This window comes from Luteolibacter sp. (assembly GCF_039920825.1).
Taxonomy (GTDB): Bacteria; Verrucomicrobiota; Verrucomicrobiia; order Verrucomicrobiales; family Akkermansiaceae; genus Luteolibacter.
The window spans coordinates 86,751-113,531 of sequence record NZ_JBDSCX010000039.1; the positions used below are offsets into that span (position 1 = coordinate 86,751).

Genomic DNA, 26,781 nt, shown 5'->3' on the forward strand with positions numbered 1-26,781 from the left:
TAGTTGCGGGAAGCGCCCTGCGGGCAACGTCGGCAGCGTGAGCGAAAACACGGACGGCGAAGCATCTGAAAATTTCCTTCGCGGAGCGTGGACGGAGTGAATGCCGGGTTTTCCATGGAGGGATCTAATTCCGAGCATTGTGGACAAAGTCGATTGCGCTGGAAGAAATTTCCGCAGTAGCTTGCCACACGCTATGAGTTGCTCCCTGAAAAAGTCCCGGTTTCCGTGGTCACTTGTTCTTGGACTGGTTCTCGCGAGCGGACCGTTGGCCTTCGCGGAGCCCGCGGTGGTCACCCTTTATGAGCCGGATGAATTCACGCTCCATCTGTGGCATCTTGATGAGCTGAAACCACCGTTCAGGGACCGTGTCAAAGGTGGGTTGGACTTGCAGGGATTGCTCAACAATGCCGAAGCAGGTGTTCCGTCGATGAGCGGACTTGGAACAGGGTTGTCTTTCGATCATGATGCTGGCGGCCAGCGGGGATCATTTCAATTCAAGGGAGCCATTCTGCTCGCCGCGCCCGAGCTGGCAGACGGAACAGCGGACAATGCTCCGGGAAGCTTCCGGTATGCGGGACGGGACGGTGCGTTCACGATCGAAGCCATCGTCCACTTCGATGTGCTTCCTTCAGATGCCGGTTCGGTGGCGATGGATCTCGTTTCGATGGACGGGGAAGGAAACGACCGCGTCTTCAATTTCCGGGTGGAGTCCTCGGGATTTCTCGCGTTTGTCCCGCTGTCCTCCCGTGGTGGAGCCTTGGCGGCGATCCCCACGACCGGGCCGAATGCAGTAAATACCAGCGACTGGTTTCATATCGCCGTGACCTATGACGGAAATGAAGGGCTCGCTAACAATCTCAAGCTATACTGGACCCGGCTTGATTCCACCCATCCATCGGCTCATCTCATCGGTCGGGGAACGTTGGCGGATGACCTCGGGGTGAAGACCGGGGATTTTGCGATCGGCAACGAAGCGCGGACCTGGGAAGGCAACGCGGAAGGCGAGCCGTTCCGTGGCGTGGTGGATGAAGTCCGGATTAGCTCGGTGGCACGCGATCCGGCGGAGTTTCTGTTTGTCGCGCCGGGTCTTCGTAGCCGGGCCGGAATTACTTCCGGCAGAGACAGTCGACCGCTGAACCTCAGGTTGTCCGGGATGATCGTCGATGGAAAGGAAGTGGATCTGCCATCGCCGGGTTCGGCGTTGAGCTTGTCGCCTGGATTGCACCGGGTGAGCCTCGATTTCGGCATCCCTCCGGAGCAATTGAACCAACCGGCGACTTTCCGCTGCCGGCTCAAGGGACTGGACGAGCGATGGAATGAAAGCGGACGCGGCATGGCCATGACGTGCGAGGTGCTCGATGAGCACGACGCAGTGGTTTCCGCCGTGCAATTTCCAGTGCTCGGTGCCAGCCGGGGCTGGCAAACCAGCGTCGAGGATTCGACCATGACCCGGCGCAGCGAGCCGTTCCAAGTGCCGTCGTCCGGCAAGTCAATCCGGATCACCCTCGCATCCGGCGCCGACGATACCACCGGGATTTTTGTCATCGATGATCTGAATCTGTTCATGAAGCAGCTTGGCAAGGAGCCGGTTCCCGTGTGGGAAAATCCGGGGTTCGACAAGGGAATGCAGATGGAAAGTCCTGCGGGAGTTCCTGAAAACTGGCTTCGCGGGGGATCGGCACCGACCATCGCCCGGGTGGCGAAGACTTCGTCGGGAATTTCCCTCGCTCTGGTGGATGGCGATCAGGCGGCCTCGGGGATTTGGACCCGTACCCAACTCCTGCCGAAAATCGCTCCTGGCGGTGAAACCATGCTTCTAACATGGAACGGGATGTACAACGTGATCGGCGGCAGTCTCCAACGGGCCACCTTTGTGAATCTGCCGCCCGGAGATTACTCCTTCGAGGCGATCGCCACCTCAGGACTCGATGCTCGCGCCGGCAGCCACGTTGCGCTCCCCTTCAAGATTCGCGCGCCGCTGAGCGACCGGCCTTGGTTCTGGGCGGTGGTAGCCGCGTGCGTGGTAGGTTCCCTGGCGGTTGGAATCGTGGCGCACCTCCGGCACAAGGCAGCGAAGAAACTCCATAAAATGCGCGTGCAGAGCGCGCTGGTCCACGATCGTGCCCGGATTGCCAGAGACCTGCATGACGATCTGGGCACCCGGGTCACCATGCTGACAATGAATGCCTCGCTCGCGCAGCGGGACATCGAGCGCTCTCCCGTTGAAGCCCGGCGACATCTCGGAAACCTCTCCGCGTCCGCACGGGATTTGGTGACTGCCATGGACGGCATGGTCTGGGTCGTGGATCCCACCAATGACACGCTCGATCACCTCGGCCAGTATCTTGCCGGACTGGCGCAGGAAATTTTCCGCGACAGCCAGATCCGCTGTCTGGTGGAAATCCCCCATGTGCTGCCGGCGCTGACGCTGCGCTCGGATTTCCGCAACCATGTCTCGTTGGCGGTGAAAGAGGCGCTTCATAACATCCTGAGGCATGCGGGCCCTTGCGAGGCTACATTGAGTCTGAAGGTCTCCACCGATCGGCTGGAAATCGTCATCAGTGACAAGGGCACGGGCTTTGATACCGCCTCGCCCGATGCCGGAAACGGTCTGGGAAATCAGGACCACCGGATGAAGGATCTTGGCGGAACCTGCGAGATCGAGTCCACTCCGGGTAAAGGCACCACGGTCGTCATGTCTTGCCCCCTTCCCAAAAGGACTGTCAAACCCTCATGAGCAAACCCCGTAGCGTCGCCATTGTCGAAGATGAATCCGAGCTCCGCCGGACGCTTTCCGAAACCCTTTCCGCCAACCCGGGGTGAATCATCGCCGGACTTTATCCCAATGCCGAGCTTGCCCTTCCCGCGCTGCTGGCCGACCCGCCGGACGTGGTGTTGATGGACATCCAGCTTCCCGGGATGTCCGGCATCGAATGCACCGCCGCGCTGACGGCGAAGCATCCGGATCTTCACGTGCTGATGCTCACGGTCTATGACAATTCCGACCGGGTCTTCTACGCCCTGGCCGCCGGAGCTTCGGGATACTTGTTGAAACGCGATGTCCCGACCCGTTTGCGTGAATCCCTGGACGATATCCTGGCGGGAGGCTCCCCCATTTCCAGTTCCGTGGCGCGCAAGGTGTTCCAACATTTCGTTAGGGAGGTTCCTGCCCAGCCCGGTGCTGATTTCAATCTCACGCCGCGGGAAAGGGAATGCCTCGACTTGCTTGCCAAGGGAAAGTTTTACAAGGAGATCGCCGATGAACTGGCAATCCGCATGGAAACGGTGGCCTTCCATCTCCAAAACATCTATAAAAAGCTTCACGTCCGAAACCGGACGGAGGCGGTGATGAAATATTTCGGGAAGTGACCGAAGCCGCCGCGTGAGCCGGCCATCAATTCCATAACTCTAACAAATCCTTTCAGTAAGGGATCGCCAGAGGCAAGCCAGGTGGCAGGAAACTATCAGCCGCAGACTGGGGTAACAACACAAGGCTTTGACACCGCCTTGCCCGATGCCGGAAACGGTCTGGTAAATCAGGACCACTGGAGGAATGATCTTGGCGGAATCTGCAAGATCGAGTCCACTCCGGGTAAAGGCACCTCTGTCATCATGTCTTGCCCTCTTCCCAAAAGGACCGCCAAACCCTCATGAGCAAAACCCGCAGCGTCGCCATTGTCGAAGATGAATCCGAGCTCCGCCGGACGCTTTCCGAAACCCTTTCCGCCAACCCGGGGTGGATCATCGCCGGACTTTATCCCAATGCCGAGCTTGCCCTTCCCGCGCTGCTGGCCGACCCGCCGGACGTGGTATTGATGGACATCCAGCTTCCTGGGATGTCCGGCATCGAATGCACCGCCGCGCTGACGGCGAAATATCCGGATCTTCACGTGCTGATGCTCACGGTCTATGACAATTCCGACCGGGTCTTCGACGCCCTGGCCGCCGGAGCTTCGGGATACTTGTTGAAACGCGACGTCCCGACCCGTTTGCGTGAATCCCTGGACGATATCCTGGCGGGAGGCTCCCCTATCTCAAGTTCCGTGGCGCGCAAGGTCTTCCAACATTTCGTTAGGGAGGTTCCTGCCCAGCCCGGTGCTGATTTCAATCTCACGCCGCGGGAAACGGAATGCCTCGACTTGCTCGCCAAGGGAAAGCTCTACAAGGAGATTGCCGACGAACTGGCGATTAGCACGGAAACGGTGCGCTATCATCTCCATAACATCTATAAAAAGCTTCACGTCCGGACCCGGACGGAGGCGGTGATGAAATATTTCGGGAAGTGACCCGGAGTTGCCGGTGGGAACCTTCCACCGCGGGGCGCGAGCCGCAATTTGACGCGATTTCCAAGGGAGGAGAACTCCCCCCCCTTTTCGTTTGGGTAAGGTGGTCTTGGATTGCTTGCGCGAAGTCTTCCGGGATAGTTCCCGGCAAATCCTCTGACAGGCGCACAAATCGTGTCGCTGTTCCGGACTTCTGCCATTCGCGCAATTCCCAAATCCACCACTCCATGAAACCCAATCGCCGCTCAAACCCATTCCTCCGCGTCACCACCCTTGGCTTCACCGCCGCCGTGATGGCGTTCGGCCCGCAATCCGGCTCCGCCGCCCCGGTTTACTGGGATGGCAGCACCGGAAACTGGGACGACCTGACCAAGTGGTCCACCGCCGCCGGCGCGGCCACGCCTGATCCCCTCGCCATCCCCACTACCACCGAGTCGGCGGTGTTCGACATCACCTCAAACAACAGCGTTGTCAGCCAGACGGTCTATCTGAATGGCGGCCAGTTGATCGGCACGCTCACCGTCAACAATTCCGGACGCACCACCCTTTCAGGCGGGATCTCCGCCACTCCTAACACGACCGACGTCCTGACCTCGTTCGGCAACGTTTCCGTCGGAGTCGCGGCGGGGAACAAATCGATGGTCACCCTCTCCTCCGACCTAACCGCCCTGAACCTGTCTGTTGGCGGTGCGACGACCGGCGCGGGAGCGATCTATCAAAGCGGAGGCGCCGTGAGCCTCACGGATACCACCGCCGGTTCCGGCACGGCTTCTTCCGACCGGATTTTCTCGCTGGGAGCCACCGGCAGCACCGGTACCGCCGGCTACGGTTACTACGGCATGACCGGCGGAACGTTGACCTCGAGGCGGATCAGCATCGGTGCCCGGGCAAACGGCACCACCGGGGTCATGGAAGTGAGCGGAGCCAGCACTTTGGCGACGTCCAACACCGGCCTCAACATCGCCCGCGGCAACGGCAGCGGCACCAATCTGGGCCTCCTCAACGTCACCGGCGGCACCGTCACCTTCGCCGGTACCAGCGTCGCGACCTTGGAAATGGGCTATCAGGCGGGAGACTTCGCCGTCCTCAATGTGGGTGGCGGGGTGGATCCCGCAGCCGTCACGCAAGGCACGGGCAGCACCGCCACCACCGCCGTCGGACTCTCCATGGCGACGCTCAATGCGACGGGGACCAATGCAGTGAACCTCCTGACCAACGGGACGCTGACCGTTTCCACCGCCTTCGGAGCCACCGCCAACGCCACGGCGCTCATCAACTTCAACGGCGGCACGCTGAAGGCCACAGCCACCAACGCGGGAGTGAATTTCCTCAACAGCGCGAATATCGATGGCGTCACCGTTTTCAGCGGCGGCGGCTCGATCGATAACAACGGCACATCCATCACGGTCGGCAAAGTGCTCGCCGCGCCGACCGGAAGCGGTGTCCAAACCGTCACCGTCAGCACGCAGGGCGCGGGCTACATCGGCGCGCCGGTGGTGCAGTTCACCGGGGGCACGGGGAGGGCCGCAACCGCGGTTGCGAACATGGTCGATGACGGATCGGGCAATGGAACTTACAAGGTGGGAACCATCACCATCACCAGTCCGGGGGATTTCACCGTCCTTCCGACCGCGGCAAGTCTAACCGGCGGTTCCCCCGTGACGGCGGCGACGGCGGCCGTCGGAACCACCGGCGTGAATGCCAGCGGTGGAATGGGATTCACCGGCGCAGGCACCACCACGCTCTCGGGAGCTAACAGCTATACCGGTTCGACCACAGTCGGCTCCGGCTCGACCGTGATCGTGTCAGGCAGTTTCGCCAGCCCGATCACCAAGGCGGGCGCGGGCCTGCTCAACGTCACGGCCAGCCAAGGCTTCACCGGAGCCGCCGCGGTGACAGCGGGAACACTTAAACTGAGCGGCACGGGTGCCATCAACAGCAGCAGCGGCGTTTCTATCAACGGTCCAACCGCCCTCCTGCTTCAGGACAGCTCGGCCAGCCTCAATGTTCCGATCACGGTCACTCAAGGCACGCTCGACGGCACGACCACGGTCGGTGGCGCGGTCACCGTCGGGGCCGGCACCGGCGGCATTGTCGCCAACGGCGACGGCGGCACCGGAACCGGAACCCTTACCCTCGGATCGTCGCTGACCTTCAACGGCGCGGGTTCGCTCGCGCTTTCGCCCATCGGCGGAGCCACCCTGACCACCGCGCCGCTTACGGTGACCGGCGCCCTAACGGTACCTGTCACCGCCAACACCATCACGGTGAATGTGACGCCCGGCACGCCGCTGGTGAACGGCTCGACCTACAACTTGATCGGATACGGCTCCTTCGTGGGAAATGTCGCGGCATTCCAGAAGGGCACGGGCTTCAGCTCCCGCCAGACGCCGACGTTCTCCTCGGCCGGCGGGTTCATTAAGGTCGCCATTGCGGGTGACAGTCCGAAATGGACGGGAGCGCTTAACAGCACTTGGTCCACCGCCACGCTCACCGCGCCGAAGAATTGGAAACTGATCACTGCCGGCACCGCCACCGACTACCTTCAGGGAGATATCGTGTTGTTCGACGACACAGCGACCACGACCACGCCCAATATCTCCGCAGCCTATGTGAGCCCCGTCGCGGTCACCTTTGACAACAGTACGAAGGCTTACACGCTTGGCAGCTCGAATGGTTTTGGCATCGCCGGCGCGGGCAACCTCACCAAAAGCGGAACCAACACCCTGACGATCCTCACTAACAACACGTTCACCGGTCCGACAACCATCAGTGCGGGCACGCTCCAGATTGGAAACGGCTCCACCGACGGTTCCATCGCCAGCAGCAGTGCGATCATCAACAACGGCAGCCTGGTTTACAATCTCGCCGGCAACGACCAGAGCTACCCCAACGTGATCAGCGGCACCGGCGGCCTTACCGTCAAAGGCTTAGGAACCCTGACCTTGAACGCCGCGAACACCTTCAGCGGGGGAATCACCCTCGATGAAAACGGCGTCCTGAACGTGGGAGTTGCCGGTGCCTCAGGAGCGGTCACGAACTCCCTGACCTTCCCGGCTTTGAGCGCAGGCAGGCTCCTGTTGAACGGAAACTCTCTGACTGTTTCCTCGCTCACCGGCGGTGCTGATGGCGAATCGATCGAAAACTTTGGAGCTGCGGCCGCCACGCTGACCGTCGACGGCACGGTCGACACGATCTACGGCGGAGTCCTGCAAAACGGCGGCGTCGGGACTTTAGGGCTAACAAAAAACGGCACGTCCATGCTGACCCTCGCCGGGAATAACAGCTACTCCGGCACCACTTCTGTCACGGGCGGCACTCTCGCCATCACCGGGGCTCTGGGCAATACTCCCGTCGCACTCAGCGCCGGGACGCTGAGTCTCCAAGCAGCCGGGGCGATCAGTCAGAACACCCTGACGATCACCGGCGGCACTTTGACCGAGACGGTGGACAACGCCATCAGCGGCTCGGCGGGAGTCAATCCCAAGGTTGCCACGACGCTGTCAGCACCTAACAACTACAGCGGCGACACGACTTTCAACGTTGCCGGAACGGTGCTGACCATCACCCATCCGCTGGCCGCGGGAACCGGCCGGCTGGCTTTCGCCGCCGGCTCTAACAACTCCACGGCGCAGTTGCACATCGACGGCGGCGGCAGCATCAGCATGCCCATCGGCTTGGGCGGCAGCACCGGCCTGGTCAACACCATCGACGTGAACAACAACGGCAGCGGCACCAACGGCGTGATCAGTCTCGACGGCACGGTGAGCAACTTCGGCAACGCGACTCTCAACGTCACCGGAGCCAATGGCTACAACCTCCGAGTGAACTCGATCAGCGCGACCGGCGGGTTCGCCGGTGCCATTGTTTTCAACCCGACGACAGCCTCGCTCGCCATCGGAGCATTCAACAACGCGACCAATTTCGCCAAGACCCTGACCCTGGATGGGACCAGCAGCGGCAACGCCGTCACCGGTGTGATCTCCAACACCTTGGGCGTCCTCAGCCTGACCAAATCGAATTCCAGCACCTGGACGCTCACCAACGCTAACACCTACACCGGAACCACCACCGTTTCCGCTGGCACTTTGCAAATCGGAAACGGCGGCACCTCCGGCTCCATCCCATCCACCGCCGCTGTGGTGGACAATGCGACCCTTGCCTTCAACCGCTCCGATTCTCTCACCGTTGCCAACATCATTTCCGGGGCTGGCGTGGTCGTGCAGGCCGGAACGGGAACCACGACACTGTCAGGAGCTAACACCTACACCGGAAACACCATCGTCAACGCCGGCACCTTGGAAATTACCAGTTCCTATCTGGAAAACTCCGCGGATGTTCTGATCGCCGCCGGCGGCAAGCTCCAACTCAGCTTTGCGGGAACCGACACGGTGGATGAACTGACGATTGCCGGTGTCGCCAAGGCGGCCGGGACCTACGGTGCTACCGGATCGGGAGCGGCGCACATCGATGACACCCACTTTTCCGGCACGGGCACCCTCACCGTCACGACCGGTCCCTCCGGTGCCTATGACGCCTGGGCTTCTTCGAAAGGGCTGACGGGTGCCAACAACGGCGCGACCCAGGATCCGGACTTCGACGGCATTTCCAATGTACTCGAGTTCGTTCTCAATGGCAACCCGTTGGCCTCCGACACCGGCAAACTTCCGATCTCCAGTCAGGATGCTTCCAACTTCTACTTCGATTTCGACCGCAGGGATGATTCGGTGGCCGAGGTGACACTGACCTTTGAATACGGCACCACCTTGGCGTCGTGGCCGTCCTCCGTGGCGATCCCGTCAAACAACAACCTCGTCACCGGTCCGCCGGTGACTGTCACGGACAACGGCGGCGGCACCCATCACCTGAAGGTCACCGTGGCCAAGGCTGGCAATACCCAGCTTTTCGGCCGTCTCAAGGCTGTGAAATAATGCTTAAAAGGAAGATAGGAACCACAGATTACACAGAGGACACTGATAAGATGTTACTAAAGATATGACACTCACCCTTTGGGTGGTTACCTCAATTGATTTAATTCATTCATTATCTGTGTTTATCTGAGCTATCTGTGGTTCCATTTTCTTTTCTAGGATAATGCACACGGCACAGGCGCGGAACCGGAGGCGTCCGGCATTTCGCCAATTTCGACAAAGATTTTCACCGGATCTCCTGAAAACAGATCCCGTGGGGAATTCCTGGATTTGGGTTTCAGGGGATGGCGGCCCGGTGGGTTTCCGGGCCGCCATTTTTTCAGTCGATAGATGTTTTTCAAAACGGTGCCGGTCTCAGAGGCGGACTGAAAAATCGAAAAGGAGCGCGTTCATTCTGAACGCTATTTGCAGCGGACATCCTGTCCGGCGGCATTTCCGATTTAGTCCGACAGGATGTCGGGCGCAAATAGTCGATAGAATATCGACGCTTCTCATTTTTAAGACGGACTTTCACAGCAATGCTGCTGGAGACGCGTCAAGTTGGAACTCATCGCGACAACCCGGCGGATCGCTTCGTTGGCGAGCACGGGGTGAAACCCCAAATCGATTGACTATCGAAAAACCTTCAGGCGGAGAAATCGATTGGGCTGGGAGGGATGGGTGACCGCGACGGGATCCACAACAGTCATGGATCTGGAATTCCCCGAACCCGTCTCCGTAATGGTGGTTCCCGCTTCGATGACGGCGAAAGATCCTCCGCCGGTGCTTTTTGCGAGGTCGGTCCAAGTTGCTAGATCTTCGCTGGCCTCGACGGTGAGGTTGAGATCGGTGCGGTCGAGATAGCGGGTGAAGGTGAGTTGCGTGTGGTTGGCGACGATTTGGGAAACCGGCAGGATGGTTTGGCCGGTGCTGCCGTTGACCGGGTTTCCGTCAAGCGCGTATTCGACGAGGTTGGTGATTCCGTTGTGATTCGGGTCGGACTGGGGCAGGGCATCATTTCCAGATAGACCGTAAGTCACGTTGGCCCAGGAGAGGTAGGGCGATGGGTTGGCGGAAGGGGTGCCGAACGCCTGGAGTTCACGGATGACGGTGCCGCCGCTGGAGACGACCTGGCTGCTTCCCACGCTGGCGGTGCCGTTGCTGGCGTCGGGATTTTTGAAAACGAAGCGGATGCCGGTAACGTGGCTGGCGATTGTTCCCGAAGCGCTGCTGACTGTGGACAGATACGAGGAATTACCTCCATTGACGACGTCCGCATTTCGATAGGTTCCATAATCGGTGTAGGGTCCGTTGTCGATCGCTAGCAGAAGCTGGAAGCGCTGGGCACCGAGACTGTGGTCGCCCCATCCGGAGATCGCCTGGATGCTGCTGATGTCATAGCCGTAGGGATTGGCGGTGGTATTGAGGGTAAAGGTGATTGTGGCGGGAAATGGCTGCGCCCCGTTAGCGGTATCGGTGACCGAGTAATAGCTCAGCTTGGAAGATGTCGCCGCGCTGCCGTCATTGAGACCGGCGATGGTGAAATTGGCGGGGATAGCGACGTTCGGAGCCGTGACGCCGGCCAGCGTGCTTTGTCCGGCGCGGAGCAGGTTCACGGCGATGGCGGAGTCTTTCCCCGTGCTGGTGGCGCTGCTTTCCGCGGTGAAGAGATAGGGCGATGGAGGAAGAATCGCGGAAGCGGTTCCGAAAACCTGCAACTCGCGAATCACCGTGCCGCCGCTGGAGACTGCCTGCGTGGCACCCGTCGAGGTCGCGCCGTTGCTAGTGTCCGGATTCATGAAAATATAACGCACGCCGGTGATGTTTCGGGCGAGGGTTCCGGTGCTGTGGGCGACGGTGGATCGAAAGGAAGAGTTTCCGTCATTCACATAAGCGGCATTGGTATAGGTGCCGTAATTGATATACTCCTCGTGATTCGTCGAAAGCAGTAGCTGGAACCGTTGCGCCCCGAGGTTGTGATCGCCCCAGCCGGAGATCACCTGCACGCTGGTGATGTCGTAGCCGGAGGTATTGACGCTGGTGTTCAGCTCGAAGGTCACGGTATCCGGCATTTTCGTGGCGCCGTTGGCGGCATTCGTCACCGAGTAGTAAGTGAAATTGGAAGAGCCCGCCGCACTGCCGTCATTCAGGCCCGAAACGGGGAATGTCCCGCTGATCGATCCGGTGGGCGCGCTGACACTGCCGAGGGTGCCCTGGCCATTTCTAACGAGATTGACCGCCACGGAGGAGTCCAGACCGGCACTGCCGTTCGCCGTTGTCGGAGTGAACACAATGCCTTCCACCATCGGGAGTGGAAAGGTGGCCCACGTGTTGGCCATGGCGGCGTAGCCGCTGGCATTCGGATGGGCGTAGTCAGCGAACTTGCTGGTGTCCCAATTCGAATCCGGGAGGACGAAGTTGGCGTAGTTGTCCACCAGAACGATGCTGCGCCCCTGACCGGTGAAGTTAGGGATGACGGTGGACGCCAGCGCGGCGTTGAAGTTTTTCACATAAAGGTCGCGCGCATCCTGAATCGGAATGAGGGTGGACAGCACGATCTTGAGCGAAGGCTTGTTCGTATACAGGGTGGAAATGAGAGTGCTGAGGCGGGCAATGGCGGTGGAGGTGTCATTTCCCACGCCCGTGCCGAGATTGATATTATTGAGGATGTCATTGGTGCCGATGTGGAGCAGGACGACATCTGGAGTGGCGCTGGATTGCCAGGCGTTGAGATTCGTCTGGATCTGGTCGATGCGGTAACCGGTGTGGCCCTCGTTGCTCTGTTGACTGTTAGCGACCAAATAGGGAGTGGTATTTCCCGAGTCGCTGCCCACGAAGAGGAACGGAATCGTCCCGGCGGCGTAAAGTTGGGCAAGAGGATCGCGATAGCCGCCGGGAATTTTCGCTTGGCCGGCACCCATCCCGTAGGTGATCGAATCGCCAAGCGGCATGACGCGGACGGTGCCCTGTGCCTTGAGTTCAGGGATCATCACCGCGCAGAGGATTGCGGAAAACAGGCAGATGCCCCGGAGGGTGGGATACAACATGGAAATGATTGGGTGAGTTCGGGATTCGAGGGAGGACTTGAAGATCGGGTTCCCGCCTTGCTGGCGGAAAATCCCGCCGGAGCAATCTATCAGTTTCCATGGAGTGTTTGAAAGCCTAAATTGAGTGGATCCGGTCGAGGCTTACGGCGAGGAGAATGAAGTTCATGCAAACTTCCGCAGATCGCGTTGCGATCCTTCGATTGCGTTTGATCCGTTGGAAGAAATTCTCCATCTGATGCCGCTCAGGGAGCGATGTGTCTGTTAGTGTGCCCGGCGGCGGCGCAACAGGGCGAGAACCCCGAGCCCTCCAAGCAGCGCGGCGGGTCCGGCCTCGGGGACTGCGGTGATGGTCACGAAATTGCTACCAGTGCCTCCGTTAGCTCCCGGGGAGACGTCATTGTAGTCAATCACCCATGCGCCGCCGGCATCGTTGAAGATGTCGCCGTCGTTGAGAACGGTGTTGGAGACGTCCTGGAAGTTTCCGGCGAGAGTGCCCGTGTAGCCGAACAAGGTGAACTTGTTCCCGATCGTGTAGGTCCCTAGCTGGACGAGATCGAGGATTGATCCGGCGGTGATCGTCAGGTTGCCCGCCACGTTTCCGAGGTCCGCGCTGCCGATCGTGGGAGCTGCGCCACTCGTGATGTCCGTGGCGACGGTGGACGCCGCACCCAGAGTGAGATTGCCTCCGAAATTCACGGTGCCCGGAGAGTTGCCGATGGCCAGCTGGGTGGAAACCGTTAGCGAACCGACGACATTGCCCGATCCGGTGAGCTTGCTCACCGTGTAACCGGCCCCGCCCTTGGAGGAAACATCGAAAGTCCCGCTGGTGCCGAGGGAAACCCCGCTGGTGGCGTCGATCGTGCCGGTCGCGGTGAGTGCGATCGTACCGCCGACAATGGTGGTAGCCCCGGTGTAGTCGCTGACGCCGCCCAGGGTCGTGGTGCCCGCACCGATCTGGGTGACGTCTCCCGTCCCGGAGATGACATTGTTAAAAGCCAGCGCATTCGAGCGGTTGAAGGCCAGAGTCGCATTGTTGGTGATGGCGGTGGTCGAGGCGAGGGAGCCGGTGGTTCCGCCGTTTCCAATCTGCAAGGTTCCACCGCTGATCGTTGTTAGGCCGGAGTAGCTATTGGCACCGGACAGGATCTGCGTGCCGGCGCCGCTTTTGGTGAGAGTCATGATGCTGCCGCCCCGGTCACGTACAAATCCACCGAAGTCAAAGGTGCCGCCCGCGGTGTTGATGATCAAATTGCCAGTGATGCCTGTGCCGCCGGTCCCGGCGTCGAATGCTTGCACCAAGGATGCGGCGGAAGCAGCACCACTGAGTCCCTTGATGGTCTCCGTATAATTTCCCGGAGTATCGAGGCCGATTACAAATTTGCCACCATTGGAAATCACCACCTCGGAGGCATCCGGAATGACCTCGTTCGCGCCGATCTGCACGGTGCCGGAAGATCCCGTGCCGCTGATAATGGTCTGACCGGTGTAGCTGTTAGCAGTGTTGGACAAAATCAGGATGCCCGCGCCGGACTTGGTCAGTCCGAGATTGTTCTGGTTGGTTCCGGCACCGCCGAGGATGCCGGCGAACGTCACGTTGGAAGCGCTGTTGATCGTGAGTGTCGAGACGCCAGCGTTACCGCCCACCACCGCGTTGCCGGTGCCGGTGCCCGCGACCGCAATGCTGGCTAAAGTTGCGCTGGCCGCCCCACCCGCGTTACCCAGTTGGAAGATGCCACTGGTGTTGGTCGTGCCGTCACCCAGAATCAGCGAGCCGGAACTGGCCAGACTGCCGGTTGTGCTGAGCACGAGCGTTCCGTTTTTCACCGTGGTCGCGCCGGTGTAGGTGTTGGCGTTCGAAATCGTGAGATCGCCGGTGCCGGTCTTGGTCAGTCCCGCACCGCCGCCGATGGAGCCGCTGCCGCTGAAAATGTAGGCATTGGTATTGTCCACCGTCACTTCGCCCGCTGGCAGCAGGGTGCCGTTGATAGTGATCGTGCTTGCAGCGGCCGGATTGCCGAAGATCACCGTGTCACCGTTGAAGTATTTCTGGTCGCCCTCGGACCAGTTGGTGCCGGCCCCGCCGATTTCCCAAACTCCGCTGGTGGTGTTCCACGTGCGTGTGCCGGTGGAAACCGTGCCGGTGATCTTGGTGCCGGTGTCGTTGAAGGTGGTGCGGAAGGTCGAGGAGAGGTTGGCCAGTCCCGTTACGCCGCCCGCGCCATAGGTGAACAGATCGTAAGTGGAACCGTTGGTGGTGGCACCGTTGAAGATGAGGCTCGTCGGACCGCTGAAGGTAACTCCATTGGCCGTCAAAGCGCTCCCCGAGGTATTGGCGGCGAAGGTGGATCCGCCGCTCATGGTCAGCGATCCGGTCGTGCTGCCGGTGCCGGTGATGGTGGCACCGTTGGCGACATTGATGGCCGAGGTGAGGGAACCCGTGAGACTCAGGGTGCCATTGTTGACTGCCGTGCCACCGGTGTAGGTGTTCGCGCCGCTCAGGGTCAGCACTCCGGAGCCGCTCTTCGTCAGGCCGCCGTCGGTGGCTGCGTCCGGGGTGCCGGTGACCGGATTATTTGTGATGATGTTAGAGTGAAGCAGGGCTTGGGCAATGGTGATGTTGAAGCTGCCCGTGTCGATCTTCGCGCCGCCGTCGCGCACGTTTGCCCGAGTCAGAGCGGTCATGAAATCGCTGTTATTCGTCACGTTGGCGGTAAGGGTGCCGCCGTTGAAGTTGAAGGTCCCGCTGGAAGTTCCGGTTACGCCGATGGTGCCCTTGAAAACGCGGGGTGTCGTGATGGTTCCTCCGTTGAAATTCACCGTGCCGACGCCCCCTGCCAATCTCGCGATATTCAAGCCTGAATTCGTGCCGGTATTCGATATGGTGACCGCGCCGCCACTCGCCACGTTGAGGACCGCCGTGGCACCGTTATTCGCAAGGATGATACTCCCCGAGGTGGCAGCTGCTCCCGTGGAGTTGGTGGTCAACAAGCCTCCGGAATTCACGTTCATCGTTGTGGTCCCGCTGGTCTGGCCGATGACGATGGCCGCCGTGCCCGAGGTAACTTCATACTTCACGGTCCCGGCCACGTTGACGATGCCGTTGGTACTGGCAGTGGTGGTGGTAAACTGGAGTTGCCCGGTCCCCCCTGCGCCGTTCTTGGTTAGGGTCGCGCCGCTGTCGATGTTGAGGGTCGAGTCGTTTCCTGCCGTTGCGGTCGTGGAAGTGGCGGCGTTCGCATTCAATGCCACGGTGACATTGTTGCCTAACGTGGCGGATTTGCCCGCTGCCACGGTGACGAGGTTGCCGGAAGCGTTAGTCAGTGATAGGGTCTGAGCGCTGGTGGCGCCCAGAGTGTAACCGCTGTTGTTAAAAGTAATCGCCTGAGCCGAAAACGAAGAGCCAAGCGCAATCGCATAGGTGCCATCCGTTCCTCCGAAGATGCCAACGTTTGCCGCAGCCCACACGATGTTAGTAGTTGCGTTATTCCACTTCAAGTTGCCCGCAACGGTATCCCATGTGCCGCTGCCCGGAGTAATCGTGGACCCGTCTCCTGTCGTTACGTCCCACGTCAGGTTCGCGGCTTGCACGGATTGCGGACTGCATGTCATCACGGCAATGGCTGTTAATCCAAGGCTGGCGAAGCGAAGGAACGGGTTGGATGTCGTGCGGGCTTTCATGGGTTTTTTGGAGGATTTGCTTCAAGCTGAACGAGGCGGTTGCCACTTCGACTTGAGATCGGTGGAACATACGGGTTCCAAATCTCACCAAACCATTCAATTCGGGTGACCCACACCAAAAGGGGGGGGGCAATTACGGCAGTTCCACGCGAGGATGCTCGGGACAGAGCCGGAAACTGCTGTTAGGTCGGCGGTGGCAGTGCCGGTGCCGAGTTGCGGTTTGATTTCCGCTTGGCTAAATCCAATAGTTAGAGGCTTCACGCCGAGCACGCCGGGGATGCGACGCCCGATTCTTTTGGACCTCATCGAGAACCGGTTTCAGCTTGGAGGCGTGACTGTCAAAGAGCTTTCCGGGATCTTGGAGCCGCTCCTGAAGCCACAGCGGAGAATGTCACGCTCAACGTCGCGGCCTTCGCGATATGTCGACTATTGAGCGGCCTGCAACTCAGCGCGATGGGCCGCCATTCCCTGGATCTCTGATTCAGCACGCTCCTTGAGCTTTCCATCGGGAAACAAGTCCACCCACTGACGCGCGGCTTCCGGGTCCTGCCGCAGCCACTGATGCAAGACCGAGATCGCCGCTTCCTCCTGCGCGGTTCCGGCCGCAAGGGACGTGGAAACCATCGCCGCCGCCTCGGCCGGAGAGGTCTCTGCGCGGACAAGCGCAAGCCTCGCAAGAGCATTGTCCCGAAATTTCCCGGCGGACAGCTCACCCACCCAATCCGCCGCCGCCTCGAAGTCGGATTTCGCCCACTGCTCGACGATCGACTCGACTGTGCCTGGGTTGAGTTTGTGCCGTTGCACAATTTCGATCGCTTCCTGTGGATCGCGACCCGCCGCTTCGAGACAAACGTGGGTCATCGCCCTCTCCCAATCCTCCGGATCGACGAAGGCCGCCGCCCACCGCTCGGCGGCGATGAGGTCCTTTGCCGCCCACTCGTGGGCAAGCTCACGAATGGCATTTTCGCGTTCGGTTGTTCGCGGCGTCGCGGCAATCTCGGCGGATCGTTCCTCGAATTTATCCGTAGCAGCAGGGGTTGGGGCCTTCCTCTTCGATTTCGTGAAGGGTCGATCCGCCGTGCCCGCGCGCAAGGAAATCCCATTGCGCGCGGGCACGGCGGACAAACCACTCCGCGTCTCCGTCGAATCCATCGTCGACCAGAAGAGAATGGCACCCGCCGCGAGCGTGACGGCAATCGCCGAGCCAATGATCAATCGCTCCATAAAAAAAACTTTAAGGCAGGGATGCGGGGGCCGGCAAGAATCCGACCCCCGCATTTTATCACCAGGTGTGCTCCAGTAGGAACTTCTGCCAGGGATTGCCGACGTAGTCCCACTGCTCCATCTGGGCACTGTTGCCGGTCGCTCCGCCTGGGATGTCCCAGCTCCTCAACGAATGGACGAAGAAGATCTTGAACCGGCCATCAAGCAGCGGCTCGATCCGTAATTTCTGGTATCCATTGTTGGCCGCGTTGTAATCCCTGAGCTCGCACGAGCTCCCGTTGGCCGAGGTACCTCCCACCACGCTGATCGTTCGCGTCAGCGCATTGAGACTGGAAGCTTTCAGCGTTCCTTCGCCAACGGATTCGAATCTCCATTTGAACCACGGATTGTTCTCCCAGGAATATTGGACGATCGCATTGCCATTTGAGCTGCCGCTGTTCGTGATGCAGATGTATTTGCCGGAGTGCGTCGCCTTGACGAAATAATCACCCGAGGGCTGCATCCGGAAGCGTTGGGCGTTGACCCCATTGTCCGTGTATTGCTGCAGCAGGATGCCATCGGAGATGCCCTGACCAGTGACTTCGAGCATGAGTCCGCTATTCATATTCTGAATCTTAAACCAACCGGAACCCGTGGGAATGAGGGCCCATTGCTGTCCCGTGGCTCCCGTGTAGGTCGACAATTCGACATCGGCATTTGTGGCGGTGGAATTTCCCACCACGCCAAGGACTTTCGTCGAGGCCGGGTGAACGATGAGGAAGCCATCTCCATTTTCATTGGGCACGATCGACCAGTTTTGGTTCGGGTGATTGTAGCTATAGGTCAGCTGCTGGATCAGCGTGCCGTTGGCGGTGTTTCCGCTCGGGAGATCAGCGCATTTGCCGCTGTTCTTGTTCACAAGCATGAAGGTCGGTGCCGGGTTGTTCGCCGGGACCACCTGCAGCGCGGTGACAGAGGGAAAGCACTCCCACGCATACCGGGTGCCGGTGGCCGTTGCCGTAGCCCATTGGTTCCACGAGAGATTGTCGGCCCGGCGGACATTCCATGCGAGGTCGGCGTTATATTTGAGCCAAGGGTAAAAATAGGCCCACTGGTTCTGATCCTTCGCGAAACGCGCCATCCAGCGAACCCCGATTCCGCCAAATCCCGATCCGTCATTGGACCCGGTGCCGTTGACATAAAGCCTGCCGGCGGCGTCGCAGAGAGAGCTCCGGAAATACTTGGCGGCCAGCCAGGCGTCTTTGTAATACTGGCGATTGCCGGTGTATTGGTAGAGGAAGTTGCCCGCGCCGATAAACGTTCCCTGATTATAGCTGAGCGAGCCCCAGCCGATGGTGCCGGATGCGTTGATGTAATCCGCGATGGCTCCGGTCGTTAGATTGAAAATCGTGTTGCGCTGCCAATCGAAGATCTGCTGCGCCTTCGTGAGATAGGCGGAGTCGTTATACATCTTGTAGATGTAGCAGGCGGCAATGGCACCCGGTCCATTGACGCACGCGTTTTTCGAGGCTTGGGCCGTCGTCCACCACAATCCGCCGCCGAGCGCCGTGCTCCAGGCACGGGTCCAGACGATGTCGAAGTTCGCCTTCGCCCGATCTCGGAATGCGGTGTTCCCGGTAATTTGATAGGCGCGACTGAATGCGATACACGCCCACATGATGTCATCGTTGAAGGTGTTCCCGGACCAGTTTGTGCCGTTGGAACTCGTGAATCCGTTGCACAGCGCGGTGATTTGGTCGCGCGTGGCGGTGCTTCCGGTGCGATCGTAGGCGTCTTCCGCCATTTCGATGATGTTCACCTGCGTCCAAAAGCCCGACACCCCACCAGTGGTGTCGTTCTTGTAATAGGCGTTTCCGCCGTTGGCGTTGTAGAACGCGGTGTTGTAGGAGTTGAAGATCGTGGTGGCATCCGTGGACGTCCAGGCCGAAGCCGTGGAAGCCAGGGGGCCGCATACGCAGGTGACAAAAGCGCGTAGCATCAGCGAACTGTTGCGCCACGAGGAGTGGAGTATATTCATATTTGGGTTTTGTGTAGGTTTGGTTTTTTGTGGTTTTGGCTAGGAGAGGTGGTTTTGCGGTCGGACCTGGTTTATGCGTGCAATCATGCGATAGGGGCTCTACGTCACGGTGTCTCGTTCGTGTTAGCCTGATAGTCTCGAATGCCCGCCAGTTCTCCCTCCGCGCGGATTCGCAGAGGACCGTCGGGAAAACGGGCGACCCATTCCCGGGCTGCGGCAGGATCGCGAATCGCCCACTGGTGAAGCACGCTCATGGCCGCCTCGTCCTGCACGGAACCGGCGGCGATCTCGCCGGAAACGATCGCACCAGCCGTCAAGGGATCGCTTTGCGACAACACCTGGCAGACCCGAGCCAGAATCTGGTCGCGATCCGCATCGGCGGGAAGCGCGAGCGCCCAATCCCGCGCCGCCGCCGCATCCGAGCCAGCCCACTGCTGGGCGAGGTCCTGAACGAGGGAGGTCGCCGTGTCCGCGCCGGCTTCCCGCGCGAAGTCGAGTGCCAGCTTCGGATCGTCCTCCGCCACGCGGTGGCAGAGAAACTCGCGAGCCTTGTTCCGGTCCGGCTCCGCATTCATCGTCGAGATCCACGCCAGCGCATCCCGCGGAGAAGTCGCGGCCCACTGGCGAAAAACCGTGCGCATCGCAGTCGTGCGCTCTTCCCCCGCGGGCATCCCGTCCAGCGAGAGCGCCGCGGCGGCAGGGTCGCTGCTTGCGAGGCGCGCCAGCGATGCCATTCGTGTGCCGATGTCGTCCTCTGCGGAAAATTCCGTGGAGCGATCAGGCTCTCCGGGTTCCGCAAGAGGAAGCGGTGCCGCAGCCGTCTCCATCGGTGCGGACACCGATCGCCCGGCATCAGATGAAGCGTCCGATTCCGGCACGCTGATCCAGAGAACGATGCCGAAAATCATCAACGCGCCACCGACTGCGGCAGCCGCGATGATTTTTGTGAAAGGGATTCGTTTCATGGCTGTCATTGCGCTGGCGAAGCGGCGGCGTTGGCAACGTCGCCGCACCATTGTTTCGAGGGTGGATGGCGGACGCGCGAAATGGCACGCCCGCCGAATTTCCACGATTACTTCTGCAGGAACATCCACTGCTGATTGTTGCCGCCCCACCAGGTGGATTGATAGACCGCGGCACCACTGGCCGTGGACTGGTTCAGGACTTCGATTACTTTGCCGCTGTTGACGTTCGTTAGCCGGTAAAAACCGTTATCCGTGGGCGTGGCGGTGAATTTCTGCGCGTTACTGGAATTGTAATCCCACAGTTTTAATTGAACATCAGCCGTGGACCACCCGGGGACGTCCACCGCCCGGCCGCTGGCCACGCCGGTGAAGCAATACTGGTTGTTGCTGAAGGCATGGGCCACCCAATCTTGATTGGTGCCGGCCGTCCAGGTGTCTTGCGTCAACGGGGTGGAGTTGGCGCTGCCCGCCACTGCCCCGAGAACCATGCCGCTATGGCGGTTCCGAATGCGGAAGGTGCGGTTGTCGGCCAGCCCGTTACCGCCTGTCATGATAATTGGCCGGATCGTCCCATCGGAATTGTAGCCGACGTAATCGATCGCGGTGCGACGCGCCACCATGCCGGCATCCCAATAGTGATAACAGATTCTCCAATGTTCCGAGTTCGGCAACTGGATGAAGGTATGACCGCCCGGACCCTTCCGGGTGGCGTCGGAGACCATGATCTGCCCCTTGTAAGTCCACGGGCCCATCGGCGAACTCGCGGTCGAATAGCGCACATTGTAAGTGCCGTCGAACCATTGGCCGGAGGAATAAGACATGTAGTAGATGCCGTTGCGCTTGGTCAGACACGGTCCTTCGGTGTAACCCGTAAACCCGCTCAGAAAGAGAGTGGACGCCCCGTTCAAGGAGATCATGTTCGCGTTCAACTTTACGATGCCGGGTTTCCATCCCCACATGCCGCCATACGCCAGATAAGCCTGCCCATCGTCATCGATGAACACCGAAGGATCGATCGCTTCGCAACTGTGGGGGCTGATGGAGGTGTAAACGAGCGCCTGGCCGAGGGCATCGGTAAACGGACCCTTGGGGGTCGGACCGGTGGCCACGCCGATCTTGCTGTCACTTCCGCTCCCGTCGACCGAGTAATAGAAATAATACGTGTTGTTCCGAAAGGCCACGGCCGGTGCCCAGCAGTCCTTGGTTCCCGTCCACGGAATGTTTTGCGAATTCAGAACCACGCCTTCATCCGTCCACGTGATCATGTCTGGTGACGAAAAAGCGTGAAACTGCGAGTAGCTGTTCACTTCCTGGGCCGTGGGATAGATCCAATACTTCCCGGCGAAATAATACATCGAGGGATCCGCGTTGTAGCCCGGCAGCACGGGGTTGGCGGCCGAAGCCCGGGACGGCAGCAACGCTACAGTTAGAAGCATTGCAAGAGCCGTTAGAGCGATTGCTTTCGGTTTGAGACCGAATGCACGGGTGACGAAAGCGCGAGGTATCGGCGAGCCGATGCGCCAGGCGCGGTGTGGAATGTTCATATGGGTTGGCGGTCAATGATGGGTTTACCTGTGGCGGTGACTCTGACCCTGGACCTCGTAGGACCGGTTGTAATCCCTCTTTGGAGGGACGTCTGACGCAATGCGGGCGTCCGGCGGAGATGACCGATGCCACGGCGAGGGTGGGTTGCCCCAAGTGCCGCTGCCCGGAGTAATTGTAGCCCCGTCTCCCGTCGTGATGTCCCAAGTCAGGTTCGCGGCTTGCGCGGATTGCGGACTGCACATCAACACGGCAATGGCTGTTAGGCCAAGGCTGGAGACGCGGAGGAACGGGTTGGATGTCGTGCGGGCCTTCATGGGTTTTTTGGAGGATTGGCTGCAAGTTGAACGAGGCGGAGGCAGCTTCACCTTGAGATCGGTGGAACATACGGGTTCCAAATCTCCCCAAACCATTCAATTCGCGTGACCCACACCAAAAGGGGGGCAACTACGGCAGTCCCACGCGGACGCGAAAAAATGCACTAGGCATCGGCGGGGACGTGTCCGATAGAGTGAGGTGATCCGCGTCTTGGGCGGGTGTGGAAGAATCAATCTCTGTCCATGACGGTGACGCGAGCGAAAGAGTGCGTTCCAACACGTAGCGGCGACCCGCTTTGCCCTGGATGGTGACTTGGAACGACGTGTGGGGTTGCTCGAAATGGATGACTTCAATGGCGAACCGGTCCGCCGGATCGAGAGGGTTGGTGTTTGCTAGAAATTCGTTTTCGTTCGACTGTCCGTCGTTATCAGGGTCTAGCAAATCGCCCGCGACCGCGGGGTTTGAGGCGTCATCGCCGAACATCGCTGCCAGCCAGTTGTCCTTGAGAACGGCCGCGGTCGGTGTGGCCGTTGAACTAAGCCAGACGGCGTGTTCGCCGCTGGAAACATTGTCGAGCACCAGTCGTCCGTCGATGGTGGCGGCGGCGACGACTTTTCCGTCGTACACAAGAACCGGGTTGAGGTAGCCCTTTTTCGGCATGAGGACTTTTGCGGTCATGTTCCCGGGAATATTGACGCGCAGCTTGTAGGTGGTCGCGGAATTCTCCACCTTGAGGGTGATCGGCCCTCGGATGGTGGGAACAGTTCCGGAAGCCGTGGTTAGACCGGCGGTGGCAGTGCCGGTGCCAAGCTGCGGTTTGATTTCCGCCTGGCTGAAGCCGGGTGTTAGAGGTTTCACGCCGAGCACGAAACGCGGGATGATATTGGCGGGGGCCGCTCCCCAGGCATGGTTCCAGTCCTGGTTGGATTTGTAGGTGTTGTCCCAGGCTTCCATGGTGAGGGTGGAGCCGGCGGTCAGCATGTTGTTCCAACTGCGTTTGTAGGAGGAGTCGTTGTCCGCCATCAAGCCGATCGCGTAATCTTCCTCGCCGCCCGCAAACAGCGCCTCCAGTAAATACTGTGCGCCATAGACACTCGGTGCCATGCGCTTGGTCTTGAGGTAGCTCATCACGGCAGCCACGCGGTTCGCCGGGACGACTCCCATGGCCATCGGAAAGAAATTGCCGTGGGCGGAAATGTGAGAGGAGGTTTCGCCGTCCTTGTACCGTTGGCTGGCGGCGTCCCAGAATACCGAGTTGAAGGAGGTTTGGATGGTGTTCGCGCGGGTGGTGAAATCGGTGGCGTCCGCCGTATTTCCCAGGACCGTCGCAATCTGCGCCATCACCCGCAGATTGTTGTAATGAAAGGCGTTGATCACCGCGCTATAGCTGGTCTGGACGTAGCCGTCGCGCTCCCCTGAAGGCCAGTCGATGATGTCGGAGGGATCGCTGGTGCCGTTGTTAGACCAGCCTTGGAACAGGCTGTCGGACACCCGCTCCCGGTCGGTCCGGAGGAAGGCCTTGATCGCCGGATAGTTTTTCGCCAGTGCATCGGCATTGCCGGTTTGCATGTAGTCCGCCCATGCCATCAGCGGGAAATGGAAGCGCCATTCGAGCGGCCAGGTGTGGTGGTCCAGCAGATATTCGTAGCTGTAGCGGGCCAACGTGTATTCGCGGTCCAAGCCGTAGTGACCTAGCTGGTTGATGTAGGCATCCGCCTCGTAGGGTTTGCGCTCGCGGTCACCGTCCACATAAACGCCGCAGAAACTGGTGGCTTTGATTGAATGGGCGCAGAGGTCCCACACGGAGTTCAACGTGGTGCTGGATGAGGTGAACCCGGCGGAAGTGTCATCGAACGGGTAATGCAGCATCTGCTGGCGGATGTCGGCGGCCGTCAAGGTGGCCGGGCAGTTCAGCAATTCCACGTAGCGGAATGGCATGACTCCACCGGACCATGAAATGCTGATGCCGGTGGTGGTGCTCGCCTTGTGGACGTCATAAGTCACGTCGCCGTTGGAAAGCGCCACGGTGGTCGTCCCATAGCGGATGGTCGCGCCGGGCGCGGTATCGACACTGTTGCCGATCGCTTTTTCGCCCATGCGGACTTCCATTGACTGCCCGGCGAAATTGCCGTTGAGGCGGATTCCAGCAAAACCGAACGCGTCCCTGCCGAAGTCGATGAAGAAATTCCCGCCGCCCTTGTTCACCACGGAGACGGGAGCCACGCTGGTATCGAAGCCCGGCTGATAGCGGCCGGACCAGATATTTGTCGAGCTGTTATAAATCGTGCGCGCTCCCGATGGCGGGGAGGTCGGCTCGATGGTGAACGCCTGCGGATCCGACCACGAACTGGGAGTGGGCGAAATACCCCAGGTTCTAACACGCCAGAAATACGTGGAGCCGCGGGCGAGCGCGCTGCCGGTCATGGCGACATTAACGGATTCGGGCGAGGTGATCCGGCCGCTCGACCAGACGTCGCCATTGGCGGCTCCGGCGAGCAGGGCCGTGGACGAGATGATGATCTGATAGTCGCTCTGGATTTCGCCTCGTTTCACCGGATGAAAAATCCATGAGAACTTCGGTTGGGTGTCCGGCACGGTGGTGCGGGCCGGGTAGCGCAGCAGGTTCACCATGAGGCCGTCCGGCTTGCCGGGGTCCGGTGGAGCTCCCGGATAGGACGAGGCGTCTCCGGGATTCGTGCCTCCGGCTTGTTCGGCGGCATTTTCGAAAGTGTCGCCGTCCGGGTCGTCTGTCGCGCCGTAGGAATACGAATTGAAATACGCCATTTCCCACGAATCCAGCAGGCCGTCGCCATCGACATCACCGGGAATGGAGGCGCCGTTGTTGGGATTGCTGCCCGCGGCCTTCTCGGCGAGATTGGTGAAGCTATCGTGGTCCGGGTCATCGGCCGGGCCGTAGGCGAGCGTGTTGAAATAGAGATTTTCCCAAGCGTCCGGCAAACCGTCGCCATCCGTATCCGACGAAGGGCCCGAAGTCGTCCGGCGGACCGCGACTTCATAAAAACTGTTCCACGTGTCGGCGGTACTGCCGTGGCCGACGATTTTAACGTAGCGGGCGGTGGTGATTTCCGGGAGAACGAAGTTTTCCGAGGCCGTCGTGACACCGCTGCTCCGGGCTCCGCTCAATGCCGGCGTCCAGGTGGAGTTGTCCGTGGAAACAAGGACATCGAACGTGTAAATCCGGTCCGTGCCGCTGTGGAAGGCGATGTCAATCGACGGGACATACAACGTGCGGCCGAGATCGTAAGTGATCCATTGGCCGTTTCCATCCGCCGCCCAGCGCGTGGCCGGATTGTTATCCAAGGTATTCTCCGGGCCGTTCCCGGTTTGGAAGGAACTGGCCGTAACCGTGACGGTCGGATAGAACAGGAAGTCCGTGACCGCGCGCGCGACGCCGCTGACGCGCACCTCGTCGATCAAGCCGGCAAAACCTTCGCCTGACGCGTCACGGGCCTCGTTTCCGATGGCGAAATCCGCAGTTCCCGTGAGGAGATCGCTGGTCATCGTGCGGGTTGCCACCTGCGCGGCTTGGGTTGGCGAACCGGAGAGCTTGGTCCAGAACAAGCGCATGTTCCCCGTTACCCCGGCATTTCCATCATAAGTGACCGCCACCTGGAACCAGTCGCTGTTAGTCACGGCATCGGTGCCGGAGATCGGGAGATTCGCCTCCAAAGTCTGGCTGCCGTTGCCGATGTTGATGAACCGCAACTTTGGCACTGCGGTCGTTGTCCGGCCGACATAGAGGAACTGGAAAATCCGGGGAGTGACCTCGTTGTCCATTGAGACAATCTGCATTTTCCGCTCGCTCGTCGCCTGGGCGAGGGGATCGTATCCGGCATCCAGTTTGATGACCGCTTCATAAGTGAACGCACCTGTCGTCGGGTCGGCGTGGGAAAACGTCACGTCCTCGGCAGCGGCGGTCGCGGCAAGCAGCCCGGCGATGTTGTTACCGGTGTTAGGGCTCAAGGTGGAGCCGAAGCCTGCCAATGAAGCGGCTCCCAGAGCAGCCCCGTTCAACAGGCCTGCAAGCGGCAGATTTCCGTTCATGACGTCGTTGGCGGGCGCGGCTGTTTCGTCCAGATGCCAAAGGTGAAGCGTCGTGGCATCGATCGCATAAGGGGCGAACGTCTGGCTCCGGGCATCCAAGGAAGACAGCGCCAGCACCGCGGCAAGCTTGCTGAGAACAGGAGGAATATTCATTGGATGGCGCGGAGGTCGTGCCGGCGAAACGAAGGGTCGGTTCCAGCGGCAGGAGATTCTTAAACCCGTCTTTCTCTGTGCGGGAGTTCAGGCGGGCAAATACATTTACGTCCACCACACGAAAGGGGGGGCTGAACTCCTATTCCTCCTTCGCTTGCTCCGTTCCCCTCGTCAAAAGCGATTTTTATGGTTGCCCGGAGGCACGCCTTCCAATCAGCCCAGCAAATGGAACCACTACCATGTCGAGTCCAGTTGGCAGCAGGTCGTTCCGGATGCTCGGCCCCGGCAAATGACACCGGTCCGATTTGGATCGGCATTTGTTCTTCGTCGAGTTCCCACGCGGACCCGCTTGACTACGGCTGGGTTCGCCTTGGGAAGATCGGCCTCCCCAAGCCTTGGCGACACTGGTGTTGCATCCGTTGTGCCGCCTACCCGCATTCTCATCAGCTCGCACCCGTGTTCCCGGCAACAGCCCTCCCCGATCCTGCGGTATCGGGGCAACTGATCCGAGTGGTCTATGGTGTCGATCTTGTCTTCGATTACGACTGGATGGGAATCATTGATCTCGGCCCAGACGTC

13 protein-coding genes are annotated in these 26,781 nt (G+C 60.1%); 4 read left to right on the forward strand and 9 right to left on the reverse strand.

Going from position 1 to position 26,781, the window contains the following annotated elements; translation table 11 throughout:
* The first annotated feature begins 193 nt into the window (after nt 1-193).
* The 4 genes from ABIQ96_RS10780 to ABIQ96_RS10795 all read left to right on the forward strand — a co-directional run bounded on the left by ABIQ96_RS10780 (nt 194) and on the right by ABIQ96_RS10795 (nt 9,214).
* Nucleotides 194-2,737 carry a histidine kinase gene (locus ABIQ96_RS10780; protein ID WP_348214592.1) on the forward strand — a complete coding sequence of 848 codons (2,544 nt, stop codon included), beginning with the start codon at nt 194-196 and terminating at the stop codon, nt 2,735-2,737.
* Between the two features lie 89 nt (nt 2,738-2,826).
* Entirely contained in the window at nt 2,827-3,369 is a 543-nt protein-coding gene (locus ABIQ96_RS10785) for a response regulator transcription factor (RefSeq protein ID WP_348214621.1), read from the forward strand.
* 281 nt (nt 3,370-3,650) lie between these two features.
* Nucleotides 3,651-4,286, forward strand: a complete 636-nt coding sequence (locus ABIQ96_RS10790; RefSeq protein ID WP_348214593.1) for a response regulator transcription factor — start codon at nt 3,651-3,653, stop codon at nt 4,284-4,286.
* A 224-nt stretch (nt 4,287-4,510) separates the two neighbouring features.
* A complete protein-coding gene (locus ABIQ96_RS10795) occupies nt 4,511-9,214 on the forward strand; it encodes an autotransporter-associated beta strand repeat-containing protein (protein ID WP_348214594.1) in 4,704 nt (1,567 codons plus the stop codon).
* A gap of 611 nt (nt 9,215-9,825) precedes the next feature.
* Here ABIQ96_RS10795 and ABIQ96_RS10800 read toward each other — a convergent pair.
* The 9 genes from ABIQ96_RS10800 to ABIQ96_RS10840 form a co-directional block, all read right to left on the reverse strand.
* Nucleotides 9,826-12,240, reverse strand: coding sequence for an SGNH/GDSL hydrolase family protein (locus tag ABIQ96_RS10800; protein ID WP_348214595.1), 2,415 nt, complete (start codon nt 12,238-12,240; stop codon nt 9,826-9,828).
* 261 nt (nt 12,241-12,501) lie between these two features.
* Nucleotides 12,502-15,918 carry an autotransporter-associated beta strand repeat-containing protein gene (locus tag ABIQ96_RS10805; RefSeq protein WP_348214596.1) on the reverse strand — a complete coding sequence of 1,139 codons (3,417 nt, stop codon included), beginning with the start codon at nt 15,916-15,918 and terminating at the stop codon, nt 12,502-12,504.
* A 96-nt stretch (nt 15,919-16,014) separates the two neighbouring features.
* Complete coding sequence (locus tag ABIQ96_RS10810; RefSeq protein ID WP_348214597.1) at nt 16,015-16,224, reverse strand: hypothetical protein; 210 nt, start codon at nt 16,222-16,224, stop codon at nt 16,015-16,017.
* Nucleotides 16,225-16,344: 120 nt separating this feature from the next.
* Entirely contained in the window at nt 16,345-17,142 is a 798-nt protein-coding gene (locus tag ABIQ96_RS10815) for a hypothetical protein (protein ID WP_348214598.1), read from the reverse strand.
* Between the two features lie 58 nt (nt 17,143-17,200).
* Nucleotides 17,201-19,159 (reverse strand): RICIN domain-containing protein, encoded by a 1,959-nt coding sequence (locus ABIQ96_RS10820; protein ID WP_348214599.1) that lies wholly within the window; start codon nt 19,157-19,159, stop codon nt 17,201-17,203.
* A gap of 104 nt (nt 19,160-19,263) precedes the next feature.
* A complete protein-coding gene (locus ABIQ96_RS10825; protein WP_348214600.1) occupies nt 19,264-20,124 on the reverse strand; it encodes a hypothetical protein in 861 nt (286 codons plus the stop codon).
* Between the two features lie 107 nt (nt 20,125-20,231).
* Nucleotides 20,232-21,668: a family 43 glycosylhydrolase gene (locus tag ABIQ96_RS10830; protein ID WP_348214601.1), complete on the reverse strand. Its 1,437-nt coding sequence runs from the start codon at nt 21,666-21,668 to the stop codon at nt 20,232-20,234.
* Between the two features lie 24 nt (nt 21,669-21,692).
* A complete protein-coding gene (locus ABIQ96_RS10835; RefSeq protein ID WP_348214602.1) occupies nt 21,693-21,983 on the reverse strand; it encodes a hypothetical protein in 291 nt (96 codons plus the stop codon).
* A gap of 130 nt (nt 21,984-22,113) precedes the next feature.
* Nucleotides 22,114-26,202 carry a discoidin domain-containing protein gene (locus ABIQ96_RS10840; protein WP_348214603.1) on the reverse strand — a complete coding sequence of 1,363 codons (4,089 nt, stop codon included), beginning with the start codon at nt 26,200-26,202 and terminating at the stop codon, nt 22,114-22,116.
* Nucleotides 26,203-26,781 lie beyond the last annotated feature (579 nt).

Coding starts and splice junctions, on each gene's coding strand:
- ABIQ96_RS10830 (WP_348214601.1), bottom strand. CDS start 21,668: ATGAACATTCCACACCGCGCCTGGCGCATCGGCTCGCCGATACCTCGC.
- ABIQ96_RS10815 (WP_348214598.1), bottom strand. CDS start 17,142: ATGGAGCGATTGATCATTGGCTCGGCGATTGCCGTCACGCTCGCGGCG.
- ABIQ96_RS10780 (WP_348214592.1), top strand. CDS start 194: ATGAGTTGCTCCCTGAAAAAGTCCCGGTTTCCGTGGTCACTTGTTCTT.
- ABIQ96_RS10820 (WP_348214599.1), bottom strand. CDS start 19,159: ATGAATATACTCCACTCCTCGTGGCGCAACAGTTCGCTGATGCTACGC.
- ABIQ96_RS10840 (WP_348214603.1), bottom strand. CDS start 26,202: ATGAATATTCCTCCTGTTCTCAGCAAGCTTGCCGCGGTGCTGGCGCTG.
- ABIQ96_RS10810 (WP_348214597.1), bottom strand. CDS start 16,224: ATGAGGTCCAAAAGAATCGGGCGTCGCATCCCCGGCGTGCTCGGCGTG.
- ABIQ96_RS10790 (WP_348214593.1), top strand. CDS start 3,651: ATGAGCAAAACCCGCAGCGTCGCCATTGTCGAAGATGAATCCGAGCTC.
- ABIQ96_RS10800 (WP_348214595.1), bottom strand. CDS start 12,240: ATGTTGTATCCCACCCTCCGGGGCATCTGCCTGTTTTCCGCAATCCTC.
- ABIQ96_RS10825 (WP_348214600.1), bottom strand. CDS start 20,124: ATGAAACGAATCCCTTTCACAAAAATCATCGCGGCTGCCGCAGTCGGT.
- ABIQ96_RS10795 (WP_348214594.1), top strand. CDS start 4,511: ATGAAACCCAATCGCCGCTCAAACCCATTCCTCCGCGTCACCACCCTT.
- ABIQ96_RS10835 (WP_348214602.1), bottom strand. CDS start 21,983: ATGAAGGCCCGCACGACATCCAACCCGTTCCTCCGCGTCTCCAGCCTT.
- ABIQ96_RS10805 (WP_348214596.1), bottom strand. CDS start 15,918: ATGAAAGCCCGCACGACATCCAACCCGTTCCTTCGCTTCGCCAGCCTT.